Source organism: Streptomyces tricolor (genome assembly GCF_002155905.1).
GTDB classification, from domain to species: domain Bacteria; phylum Actinomycetota; class Actinomycetes; order Streptomycetales; family Streptomycetaceae; genus Streptomyces; species Streptomyces tricolor.
In genome coordinates, this window is record NZ_MUMF01000250.1 from 1 (window position 1) to 12,173 (window position 12,173).

Below are 12,173 nucleotides of genomic sequence, written 5' to 3' on the forward strand. Positions count from 1 at the left end.
TGGACGTGCGCCGCACCGCCGTCTCCGCCAGTTCCCGGGCGGTGCGGCGCACGTCCAGGGTGGTGCCGATGCGCGTACTTGCCTCGGACAGCAGCTCCAGGCGGCGGCGTGCGGCGAGGGCGTGCCGCGCCACCTCCGGCTCGCCCACGAGCAGCAGCCCTCTCGGCGGGGGCGCGGTGACGTCCTCCGCCGGGACGCGGGGGACCCCGAGGCCGCTCCCGCCGGCCTCGCCGTCCGTGGCGACCCGGGCGGGCGCGGCGAGGGCGGCGGCGCCCGAGGGCAGGACGACACGGGCGGCGCGGTCGGCGGCCGCGGGTTCGGCGGGTTCGTCGGGGAAGCCCGGCAGGGCGTCGATCTGCCGTGGGGTGATGAGGGGGCGCCGCGGTGCGGGGCCGGGCAGGACGGCCTCGACGGCCAGGCCCTCCACGCCGTCGGCACTCGTCATCGGACGGCTCAGCAGCGTGACCCGCCGGCCGTCGGACAGGCGGACGTGGACGGCGGCCCGCTGCGCGCAGGAGAGCAGTTCGGTGGCCTTCTCCAGCAGCAGCGTCCGGTCGTCGGGGCGCTGCCCGAGGGCCAGTTCGTCCAGTCCGACGGTGTGGTGGCGGCCGACGGCGGCCTCGGCCTCGGTCTCCAGATACGCCCGCAGCAGGGCGCGCTCGCGTGCGGAGCTGTGGCGGAGCAGGCGCCGTTCGATGGCGCGCGCCGCCTTGCGGATCACGGTGGCCAGCGCGGGGTCGTCGAGGCTGCGGGGATAGCCGAGGCACAGGACGCCCTCGATACGGCCGCTGAGCGGGTCGCGGACCGGGAGCGCGCGGCAGGCGCTCTGCTGGGCGCGCTCGGCGAAGTGCTCGGCACCGTAGACACGGATGAGCTGCCGCTCCGCCAGGGCGAGACCGATGCCGTTGGTCCCCGCGAACCGCTCGGCGAAGACGAATCCCGGCACGCGCTGGATCGCCGGGAGGCTGCCGGCCATGGAGGCCTCACCGAAACGGCGCAGCAGGACCGTGCCGCTCGCGTCCGCGACGCAGATGTTCATCGGCGTGCCGGCGAACGTGTACTGCAGCCGGTCGAGCACCGGGACGGCCGCGCGGACGATCCGTGCTTCCGTGTCGAAGTCCTCCCGGAAGGGGAGGTCGGACCGGTCCGGCGAGAGCCCCAGGGACCGGCAGCGCTGCCAGGAATGGGAGATGGGCGCACGCACGCCCGCGTCGACCGGACCGCCCTCCAGAAACCGCTCGCGCGAAAGGACGGGCCCTGTGCCGCCCGTCGCACGCCCCGTCGGCGTCGCTGCCCCGCCGAACCGAACCACGCTTCGCCTCATTCGCGATAGTCAGCTTTTCGGAAACAGTCTGACATAGATGAGAATACGGACATACAGTGCATGGGTCACGGCCGAAGGGGTCCGGCGGTCACAGGACCGCCACCGGGTTGACGGGCGAACCCGTCCCGCCCGGTACCTTCAACGGCGCCACGACCAGCAGGAACTCATACCGCCCGGCCTCCGCCGCGGCGGCGGACAGGGCCTCCAGATCGAGGTTGTCCAGCAGCGGGACCCCCATCGCGGTCATGGCCAGCACATGGACCGGCGCATGCACACCCGCCACGGGCGAGGGCCGTACATCGCTGTCGCCGTCCCCGCCGAGCAGGGCGACACCGCGCTCGGCCAGCAGCGGCAGGGCGTCCACGTGGAAGCCCGCGCTCGCCGTGTCGGGGTCCCAGGCGCCCCGCTCCGTGCGGCGGCGCACCTGCCCCGACCGCAGGAGCACCGCGTCGCCCTCGCCGATCGTCACGTCGAGCGCCCTCTCCGCGGCGGTGATGTCGCCGGCGTGCACCGCCCGTCCCGGCTCCAGCCAGCGGATCCCGAGGACGGCGGGGAGGTCGAGGAGCACGCCCCGCGTGACGAGCGGCCCGAGCGTCGACACCGCCGCGAAGCGGGCCCCCGCCGCGCCGACGACGTCACCGGCCGTCCGGCCGTCGTAGAGCTGCCCCCGGTAGGCGATGTGGCACAGCGCGTCGAGGTGCGTGACGCCCTTGCCGTGGTAGTCGGCGCCGATGAAGTCCTTGTGGGCGGAGGGCTCCGGGGGCTCCACGTCACCGAGATCGGTCATGTGGTGCAGAGCGGGCCTCGGGTTGTCGGGGCCGGGCCGGGTGTTCCAGGGCAGCGCCAACGGCACGACCACACCGGAGCGCACTCCGGCCACGGCCCGCCGCACATGGTCCGCGGTCACACGGTTCCAGGCACCGCGATCGGCCGGGGTCCAGCGCCCCCAGGTGCGGAGCGCCTCGAAGAGCGCGTCGAACTCCCGGCGCGAGACGGCGGGCCCGTTGCCGGCGACGGCTGCACCGGGATCGGCTGGACCGGGGCCGGGGGCATCCGGTCCGGGACGGGGGGCATCGGGCGACGTGGACGTCATCTGCACTCACCGTTCTTCCGGTGCACTCACCGTGGCGCTCGTGACCGGCTCCAGCTTGGCACAGTGGCCGCACCGCTCAACCCGGCCTCCGCGCCGTAGCCGCGCGCTCACCCCCGGTGGGCCACTGTGTCCACCAGTCGGTCCAGGTGTGTACAGCCTCGGTCTGGGACGACCATGGATGAGAAGAACGCCCGGTTACGGCACGAGCCATGACGCCGAGCGGGAGGGAAGATGAGGCATGGGCACGACGGACTCCTCCCGAGCAGGCGACGACCGGTCGGCCTCCCGCCGAGCAGGCGGCGCCCGGTCGGCGCCCGGCCCCGCCGCGCCGCCCAGTGGCCTGCTCGATCTCCTGAGCGTCGCCGCGGTGGTGCTGAACGCGGACGGCCAGGTGGTCTTCTGGAGCCCGAAGGCCGAGGAACTGTTCGGCTACACCGCGGCGGAGGCGCTGGGCCGCTACGCGGCTCCGCTGATGGTCCACGAGGAGCACCGGGACGCGGTGATCAAGCTGTTCGCCGAGGTCATGGAGTTCGGCACCGACTGGGCCGGGGCCTTCCCGATCCGGCGCAAGGACGGCAGCACCCGCATGGTGGAGTTCCGCAACATGCGGCTGCTGGACGACCTCGGGGACACCTACGTCCTGGGGCTCGCCGCGGACCAGGCGGCCGTGGAGCGGGTCGAGCGGGACGCCGCCCTGGCCATGCGGCTGGTGTCCCAGTCTCCGATCGGGCTGGCGATCCTCGACGCGGACCTGCGGTACGTGGCCGTGAACCCCGCCCTCGAACGCATCACCGGGCAGTCCGCCGCCGACCGTCTCGGCCGGCCGGTCGGCGAGGTCCTGACCTACCTGGACACCGACCCCGAGGCACGTCTGCGCCGGGTCCTGGAGACGGGGGAGTCGGTCGTGGAGCGGAACATCGTGTGCCGCCCTCCCGGCGACCCCGACCACGACCACGCCTGGTCCGTCTCGTACTACCGGCTGGAGGACTCCGCCGGGCGCGTGCTGGGCCTGGCCTACTCCGTCATCGACGTCACCGAGCGTCACCGTGCCGCGGCGGAAGCGACCCGGGCCCGGCAACGGCTGGCCCTGATCGCCAAGGCCTCCGCCTCCGTGGGCACCACCCTCGATCTGGTGACGACGGCGTGCGAGCTGGCGGACGTCGTGGTGCCGGTGCTGGCCGACGTGGCGGCCGTCGACGTCCTCGACAGCGCGCTCGACGGCCGGATCGCGCCGCACGAGGGCCCGGCCCGCTTCCGCGCCCTCGCCGTGAGCGCGGCCCACGCCACCGAGGCGGTCCGTGCGGCCGACCCGCCAGGGGGGCTCGCCACCTACGACAGCGACCGGCTGATCACCCAGTGCGTGCGGACCCGGCAACCGGTTCTGCTGCCCCACACCACCCGGCAGGACCTGGGGCGCATCGCCCGGCACAGCGAGGCCGCCTCCCGGCTCGCGGCGGCCGGCGTGCACTCCTACCTGGCCGTACCGCTCGTCGCCCGGGGCGAGGTCCTCGGCGCCCTCGACCTCAAACGCACCCGCAACCCCGCGCCGTTCGACGACGACGACGCCTTCCTCGCCTGGGAGCTGGCCGCTCGCGCCGCCGTCTGCATCGACAACGCCCGCGGATACCAGGCCCAGCGGCACGCGGCCCTCACGCTCCAGCGCAGCCTGCTTCCCGAGCCCCCGTCGCACGTGCCCGGCCTGGAGGTCGCCTGCCGCTACCAGCCGGCCGGCGCCACGAGCGAGATCGGCGGGGACTGGTACGACGCCATTCCGCTCCAGGACGACAAGACCGCCCTGGTCGTCGGGGACGTCATGGGCAGCGGGATCACCGCCGCCGCTTCCATGGGCCAACTGCGCAGCGCGGCCCGGGCGTTCGCGGAACTCGCCCTCCCGCCCGCCGAGGCCCTGCGGCACCTCGATCACCTGACCGAGGGCGTCGAGCAGACCATCACCACCTGCATCTACTGCGTCTACGACCCCGGGCTGGGCCAGTGCGAGATCTGCCTGGCCGGCCACCTGCCCCCGGCCCTGATGCGCCCCGGCCAGGCGGCCCGGCTGCTCGACCTCCCCACCGGCGCCCCGCTGGGCGTCGGCGGGGTGCCCTTCGAGGCCACCACCATTCCCTTCCGGCCCGGCGACGAACTCGTCCTCTACACCGACGGCCTGGTCGAGACCCGGAGCGAATCCATCGACGCCCGCCTGGACGCCCTGCTGGACGCCCTCGCCGCGACGCGCGGCCACGATCTGGAGGAGACCTGCGACCGCATCCTGAAGATCCTCCGCCCGCCCGGCGGTGACGACGACGTCGCTCTCCTCATCGCCCGAGCCCAGCCCTGAGCGATTCCGGGGGCGGAACCGACTCGGTTCTCCGGTCGGTCGTCAGGCGCGGCAGCGCAGCATTTCCAGCGGCGGATTGGCGAGGAAGTCCGCCCAGAAATCGGCGCCGAATGCGCGCACACCGGCGTCGGACACCTCAAGGGGGACCCAGGTCACCTCACCGAATCCGGCCGCCCGCAGGCACTTTTCGTAGACCTCGCGGCGCGGGCAGGTGGTGACGAACTCGATCGGCGGGTCGAGCAGCGCCGTGATCCGTACGCGCGGCCCCGTCTCGGCCTCTTCTCCGGTCGGCTCGCAGCGGAAGCCGTATTTGTCCAGCGGCGGCCCGTCGAAGCGGTAGTCGGGTGACTGGGCGAGCACGAAGAACTCGCCGCCCGGCACCAGGCTGCGGTGCACGGCCTGGCACATCCGCTCCGTCGCGGCGATGTCCTCCGCGTAGTTGAGCAGCTGGACCGCCGTGGCGATGTCGAAGCGCCGGCCGAGAGGCCGCAGGTCGGACACATCGCCGACCTCGTAGCGCACGCCCAGCGGAGCGGCCTGCTCGAACTGCCGGGCCACGGCCACCATTTCACCGGAGATGTCGATCCCGAGCACCTCCGTGGCGCCGCGCCGCTTGAACTCCCTGCTGTAGAAGCCGGTGCCGGAGGCCAGGTCGAGCACCGACCTGCCGCGCACGTCCCCGACCATGGCCAGGAATCCGGGTACCTCCGCGTAATGCGCAAGCGGCAGGGACTTGAAGCCCTCGAAGGCCTCGCCGATCTCGTCGTACAACTGCGCGCTCATCGTGCACCTGCCGATATCGACGCGATTTCCGAATTCCTCGTCATGAGCAAGTCCCTTTCCTTCTCCGCGATGTGCGGCGGAATTTTCGGTGAGGCGCCGGCCGCCCGAGTGATTGACCGGCTGTCAGATCGCTGGAACTTTATCCAGTTCCGCTCGCACCGACCTATCGGCGGATCCTCCAGAAGCCGTCGGTCCCGGGCCCCGTTTCTCTGTCGCATCAGCCACGCGTGCCGTCACCGGCACGGGCGACTTCTCCCGAGCCGACCGAGCGCGGTCGCAGTCGTCCGCCCGCCGGCCCCCCGGCTCCACCACCCACATCGGCGGCGCCCTGAAGGGCGACCGTGGACCGCGACCCCTCGGGAGGCCTGGCCGACGGGCGTCCCCAGGGGCGGGCGACCGGCCGGACCCGCCGAACGTGAGCAGACGGTGAAGAAATCGGCACGGATAATTCGAGGGCGTTCCTTGGTGTTTCAACCAGCGTGAAGGGCTGCACGTTTGCGCTTCGGTTGCCTCGGATGTGCGTGAATCCTGTGGAGATCGATCATCCGCAGGCTGTCAGGAGCACATCAAGGGATTGATCTGCTCGCGACAAGTCGGCACGCTCCAGAGCACGCGCAGCGCTGCCGTTCGAACGCAATCCCCCCACTTCACGAGGAGACCCCTCTTGACGGCGCAACACAAACGCATAGGCAAGGCCAAGACCGCCACCGCGATCGCGGCAGCCGCAACCGTCATCGGCACCGCCTTCGCCGTGTCCCCCGTCGCCCAGGCGGGACAGCCCGCGGAGGGCACGGTCCACGGTCTGAACGCCGAAGGAGCCGTGGCCGGCAGCTACATCGTCCTGCTCGACCAGAAGGCCTCGTCGGCCGAGAAGCGGGACCTGGCCACCGAGTACGGCGGCAAGCTCAGCCGGACCTACGGCTCGGCGGTCAACGGCTTCTCCGCCACCAGTCTCACCGAGACGGAGGCCAAGCGCCTCGCGGCCGACCCCGCGGTGTCCACGGTGGTCCAGAACAAGAAGTTCCACATCAATGCCACCCAGGACAAGCCGCCGTCCTGGGGCCTGGACCGCGTCGACCAGAAGGACACGGCCGGCGACGGCAAGTACACCTACCCGGACAAGGCCGGGGAGGGGGTGACCGCGTACGTCATCGACACCGGCGTACGCGTCAGCCACAAGGACTTCGAGGGCCGCGCCACCTCCGGGTTCGACGCCGTCGACAACGACGACACGGCCGACGACGGCAACGGCCACGGCACCCACGTGGCGGGAACCATCGCCGGTGCCGCCCACGGTGTGGCCAAGAAGGCCAAGATCGTCGCGGTCCGTGTGCTCGACGACAACGGCTCCGGCACCACCGAGCAGGTCGTCGCCGGCATCGACTGGGTGACCAAGAACCACCAGGGTCCCTCGGTGGCCAACATGAGCCTCGGCGGCGGCGCCGACCCCGCCCTCGACGAGGCGGTCGCGAAGGCCATCGCCTCGGGTGTCACCTTCGCGGTCGCCGCCGGAAACGAGTCGGCGGACGCGGGGCAGGGATCGCCGGCCCGGGTGCCCGAGGCCCTCACCGTCGCCTCCAGCACCAAGGACGACGCCCAGTCGGACTTCTCCAACTTCGGCAAGGTCGTGGACCTGTACGCGCCGGGCTCGGACATCACCTCCGACTGGAACGACAGCGACCAGGGGACCAAGACGATCTCCGGCACCTCCATGGCGACCCCCCACGTCACCGGAGCCGCCGCCGTCTACCTGGCCGGGCACCCGGACGCCACCCCCGCTGAGGTGGCCGCCGCGCTCACCGGAGCGGCCACCAGCGACAAGATCACCAACCCGAGCGGCGGAACGCCCAACAAGCTGCTGAAGGTGGCCGAGTAGTCCTCCGGGACAGTGGAGCCCGGCGGTGCCGCCGTGTGTAGGACGGCGGCACCGCCGGGCCGCTTCATGGGAGCAGCCCGGTGGCGGGTTCCCGGCGTGAGCCAGCCCAATCGCCGTCGCTCGTCGCGTATCCGGGGGTGTGTCAGGTGCTGTGCACGCCGACCTCGTACAGCGAGTACCCCCACCCGGTGCCCCGCTCCGTGCCCAGGACACGGACGTAGCGCGCCGGTGTGCCGGTGAACCGCGCGGTGTCGAGGCCGCCGTCGCCGGTGCTGGTCGACCAGACCGTCTGCCAGCTCGCGCCGTCCGTGGAGAGCTGGATGCGGTACGCTTTCCCGTACGCCCGCTCCCAGTCGAGCGTGACCCGCCCGACCCGGTGGGTGGAGCCCAGGTCGATGCGCAGCCACTGGTCGTCGCTCCAGTCGCCGGCCCAGCGGGTGTCCCGCCTGCCGTCCACCGCACGGCTCGGCGCATAGCTGGTGAACGGGTTCCACTCGGTCGAACTGGCCGTGGCCGACGCCCCCTCGGCGAGGTTGGCGCCCGCCCGGTGGCGCTCGGTCGCTCCCCAGGTGTCGAGGTAGGACTCGGCGCCCCGGAAGAGGTCGTTCACCACCTCCTGGCCGCCGACGAGCCTGATGTCCTCGATCCAGTCCGGGACCAGGCCGTAGTGCGCGGCTCCGTCGGTGTTCAGGTCCCAGGTGCGCTCACCGGTGGTCTGCCGGTCGACGAGGGAGCCGCCGTCGGCGCTGCGGAAGGGGTAGGTGACCTTGTTCGGCGCGTCGGCACCGCGGGGGCCCGGCCAGCCGCCGACGCCGTTCATGTCCGTGCCGTAGCCGTAGCCCACGTCGTACTTGTCCCGCAGCGCCTTGGTGCGGTTCGCCTCGGCCACGAACCCCTCGGAGCCGTGCATGTACTGGGCGATGAAGCCGCCGAGGCCGTAGACCCGCTCGGTCCAGTTGAGGTCCATCCAGCTGTGCGAGGAGAGCACGCCGGGGTAGGAGCCGGCCTCGAAGATGTCGAGCGCGCGGCCGGCGGCCTTGACGCTCATGTGGTCGATCTCCAGCATCATCTTGCGTTGCATCATGCCGCGCACGGCGTACTCACCGAGGTCGGTCAGCCCGCGGACGTTGCACCGCGCGTCGGCGTCGTACGCGGGGACCCGCACTCCCGCCGGGAGTTTCGCCTCGGCGCCGGGCGCCGCGGCCGAGCCGATCGGGTTGTCGTGCTGCGGGCCGGTGCACTTCTCGGTCTTCCAGAAGGTGCCGGTCGACAGGAACTGGCCGACGTTGATGGCCGTCCCGAGGGTGCCCGAGTCGAAGCGGACACCGCACAGCGCGTTGTCGAACTTGTGGCACAGGAACATGCTGCGCACGCCCAGCGCGTACAGCTCGTCCAGGCCGGCGTCGATGTCCTTCCGGTCGCACTGCGGGACGTCCAGGATCTGCTTGCACCCGAAGGGCTCGGAGGTCTCCACCCCCAGGACGACGGCCAGCTTGCCCTGCTCGATGACGTCACGGGCCTGGGCGCTGTCGGTGACGATCCGGAACCAGCCCTTGCCCGGGCCGCCGTACATCCTGTCGACGTACGCCTGGAGGTCGTACGTCAGCTTCGCCTGGAGCCGGATGGACGTCATCTCGTCGCAGCCGCGGTCCTTGAAGAAGTACACGGAGCAGATCACGCCGTTGGTGACGAGGTCGTTGACGAGCACCCGCTGGCCGCCGCGCCAGGCCCGTTCCACCCACGCGTAGTAGTTCTGCTGGTGGGTCAGCGAGTCGTGCGCCGGCCAGTCCTTGAACGTGGGCCAGCCGACGGGGTCGTGCCTGCCGTCGCCGCCCTTGGTGATGAAGTCGAAGACGGCCAGCGAGCCGTCGGGGTAGTGCTCCGGGCAGTCCTTGAGGGCGTCGGCGATCCCGGCCTCGGAGAAGACCCTGCCGCAGATGAGCCGGCCGCCGAAGGCCTCGTTCGAGAACAGGTGGTCGTGGGCGTCGACGAACCCGCGCACCTCGCCGTCGGCGCCGGTGCCCGTGAACGGCTCGCCGGTGACGCCGATCCCGGAGTCCGGGGCCGGCCGTGCGCTCGGCACCCACCAGTCGTTCCCGGCCGCCGCGCTCGGGGTGGGTCCGAGCACGACGGCCAGGACGAGGAGGAGCAGCGGCATGAGGACGACGTCTGTGCGTCGGCGGTACGGGCGACTGTACGGGCGGCTGGTCATGGCCACGGCCCACGTCCCTCGGTAGGCGATATTCCATTTGTCATGTCTGCGTAAACTGTGCGCCATGAGAATCGCCAGTGCCGCCGTCCGAGTCAAGACTCGGGCCCCGGGATCGGTTCGATGGTTACCCGTGCGTAGTAATAAGCTGGACGGACGTGAGAACCGTACGTAGACGACCGCGCCGGACAGCGGCTCGAACGTGAGGAGCGACCGATGACATCGGAAACCGAGCGAGCCGTACTGGCAGGCGGTTGTTTCTGGGGCATGCAGGACCTGATCCGCAGGCAGCCGGGCGTGGTGTCCACCCGCGTCGGGTACAGCGGCGGTGACACGCCGAACGCCACCTACCGCAACCACGGCGACCACGCGGAGGCCATCGAGATCCTCTTCGATCCCGCGGTCACCAGCTACCGCGACATCCTGGAGTTCTTCTTCCAGATCCACGACCCGACCACGAAGGACCGCCAGGGCAACGACATCGGGCGCAGCTACCGGTCGGCCATCTTCTACACCGACGAAGAGCAGCACCGCGTCGCCCTGGACACCATCGCGGACGTCGAGGCGAGCGGCCTGTGGCCGGGCAAGGTGGTCACCGAGGTCGAACCCGTGGGCGACTTCTGGGAGGCCGAGCCGGAGCACCAGGACTACCTGGAACGCTATCCGGACGGCTACACCTGCCACTTCCCGCGGCCGAACTGGAAGCTGCCGCGCCGGGCCTCGTCCCCGGCCAGCTGAAGCACACCACCGCGCGGGCGGGCCGGGCACGGCCCGCCCGCCGCTCACTTGCGGCGCTGCCGCCGGATCGGCTCTCCCACGCGGTGCAGGTGCGTCAGCGCCTCGCGGTACGACCGGATCAGACCGGTCTCGTGGTACGGCACCCCGATCTCGGCGCAGTACTGCCGCACGATCACCTGGGCCCGGCGCAGATGCACCGTGGGCATGCTCGGGAACAGGTGGTGCTCGATCTGGTAGTTGAGCCCGCCCAGCAGTACGTCGGTGAACCAGCCGCCGCGCACGTTGCGGGACGTCAGGACCTGGCGTCGCAGGAAGTCGAGCCGCTGCTCACCGGTGAGCGTCGGCATGCCCTTGTGGTTGGGCGCGAAAGTGCAGCCCAGGTAGACGCCGAACAGGCACTGGTTCACGGCGAGGAACGCCACCGCCTTGCCCGGGGAGAGCACCAGGAACAGGGCGGAGAGCAGAGCGGCGACGTGCAGCAGGAGCAGCGCGCCCTCCAGCAGCCGGTTCTTCATGAACGGTGAGCGCAGCGCCCGCACGCTCGCGACGTGCAGGTTGAAGCCCTCCAGGGTCAGCAACGGGAAGAACAGCAGCGCCTGATGCCCCCCGAGGAGGCGGGCCAGGCCCCGACTGGCGCGGGCCTGGTCGGTGGACCACACCAGGATGTCCGGGGCGACATCGGGGTCGAGTTCCTCGTGGTTGGGATGGGCGTGGTGGCGGGTGTGCTTGTTCATCCACCACCCGTAGCTCATGCCGATGCCGAGATTGCCGAACAGCCGCCCTCCGATCTCGCTGTGCCGGCGCCTGCGGAACACCTGCCGGTGCGCCAGATCGTGCGCCACCAGGGCGACCTGCCCGAACACCAGGGCCAGAAAGGCGGCCACGGCCAGCTGCCACCAGGTGTCGCCGAGGGCGAAGAAGACTCCCCAGCCGGCGGCGAACGCCCCGACCACGAGACCGAGCCGCACCGTGTAGTAGCCGGGGCGCCGCTTCAGCAGGCCGGCCTCGGTGATCCGTTGCGACAGCCGCGCGAAGTCACTGCCGGCGCCGCGGCGTGACGGGTCCGCCTCGGTGGCGGGGCGCCACGGGTCCGCGTCGGCGGCGGGGTGCGGCGGGTCCGCGTCGGCGGCGGAGCGGTGGGTCGTGACGGGGACATCGGGAGAGATCGTCATACGGACATCCTGGAGATGACCGTACGGTCCGAAGAAGCCTGCCAGCCACCGTATGCGGACGCGGCCGGCCCCACCCGCGCTCGGGGGTTTTCCCCCGCCACCGGGGCCCGCACCTGCGGCTTCCCTCGCTCTGCGCCTCTGCCGTCACCGCGGTGTGCGCGGTGCGGCGGCTCTTGCCGTGCCGGGGGCGGGCCGCGCAACGGGGGTGGCCGAAACGGCGAGCGCGCGGGCGCTGTGGCACCGCGTGATGTGACCTGGACCACGCGCCCGGGTCTTTCGTCGGGGCTGGCTGAGGCGTAGGTTCCGTATACCCCGCGAGGGCGCCTCTCGAAGGCGCCGGTCCGCCCATCCCGGGGCGGCGGACCAGCGGGGGCCAAACGTGCACGGCCGTGTCCCGGCGGATCGCCGCGCCCGTGCGGGGCGCCGGCGCGTACGGGGGAGGGGCGAGCCGGTCGCGGGCGGCCCGGGGGATCCCGGCGGCGCTCGTCCGGGCGCCGGCCCCGCCGTGCGGGCCCTGCCGGTGTGCGGAGGACGGGCCAGGAACAGCGGCGCCTGCTCCTGGCCCGTCCTCCGTGTCCACCGGCCGAGGCGGTCCCCCCCGTGGCAGCCGCCCTCCGCGCCGCGGCCCCCGGCATCGGGA

Annotated in this window: 8 protein-coding genes; 3 read left to right on the forward strand and 5 right to left on the reverse strand. The window is 72.0% G+C overall.

From position 1 onward, the window contains the following. Both CCN44_RS18735 and CCN44_RS18740 read right to left on the reverse strand, forming a co-directional pair. Window positions 1-1,324: sigma-54-dependent transcriptional regulator family protein (locus tag CCN44_RS18735; protein WP_462509654.1), on the reverse strand; the 1,324-nt coding region annotated here is incomplete at its 3' end. A gap of 88 nt (window positions 1,325-1,412) precedes the next feature. Then, window positions 1,413-2,417 carry a cyclase family protein gene (locus CCN44_RS18740; RefSeq protein WP_059247662.1) on the reverse strand — a complete coding sequence of 335 codons (1,005 nt, stop codon included), beginning with the start codon at window positions 2,415-2,417 and terminating at the stop codon, window positions 1,413-1,415. A 238-nt stretch (window positions 2,418-2,655) separates the two neighbouring features. On the opposite strand from CCN44_RS18740, the gene CCN44_RS18745 reads away from it, so the two are divergent. After that, window positions 2,656-4,755, forward strand: coding sequence for a SpoIIE family protein phosphatase (locus CCN44_RS18745; RefSeq protein ID WP_086698329.1), 2,100 nt, complete (start codon window positions 2,656-2,658; stop codon window positions 4,753-4,755). Window positions 4,756-4,797: 42 nt separating this feature from the next. On the opposite strand, the gene CCN44_RS18750 is transcribed toward CCN44_RS18745, so the two are convergent. After that, the gene (locus tag CCN44_RS18750) at window positions 4,798-5,538 is read right to left on the reverse strand and encodes a class I SAM-dependent methyltransferase (RefSeq protein ID WP_059247660.1); all 741 of its coding nucleotides are present in this window, start codon (window positions 5,536-5,538) and stop codon (window positions 4,798-4,800) included. A gap of 664 nt (window positions 5,539-6,202) precedes the next feature. Between CCN44_RS18750 and CCN44_RS18755 the strand changes: the two genes are divergently transcribed. After that, entirely contained in the window at window positions 6,203-7,414 is a 1,212-nt protein-coding gene (locus tag CCN44_RS18755; protein WP_086698330.1) for a S8 family peptidase, read from the forward strand. A gap of 142 nt (window positions 7,415-7,556) precedes the next feature. Here CCN44_RS18755 and CCN44_RS18760 read toward each other — a convergent pair whose 3' ends face one another. Next, entirely contained in the window at window positions 7,557-9,572 is a 2,016-nt protein-coding gene (locus tag CCN44_RS18760) for a galactose-binding domain-containing protein (RefSeq protein WP_414820506.1), read from the reverse strand. 267 nt (window positions 9,573-9,839) lie between these two features. Between CCN44_RS18760 and msrA the strand changes: the two genes are divergently transcribed. After that, window positions 9,840-10,361 carry a peptide-methionine (S)-S-oxide reductase MsrA gene (gene msrA / locus CCN44_RS18765; RefSeq protein WP_059247658.1) on the forward strand — a complete coding sequence of 174 codons (522 nt, stop codon included), beginning with the start codon at window positions 9,840-9,842 and terminating at the stop codon, window positions 10,359-10,361. A gap of 44 nt (window positions 10,362-10,405) precedes the next feature. Here msrA and CCN44_RS18770 read toward each other — a convergent pair whose 3' ends face one another. After that, on the reverse strand, window positions 10,406-11,533 hold the full coding sequence (locus CCN44_RS18770) for a fatty acid desaturase family protein (protein ID WP_079080850.1): 1,128 nt from the start codon (window positions 11,531-11,533) through the stop codon (window positions 10,406-10,408). Window positions 11,534-12,173 lie beyond the last annotated feature (640 nt).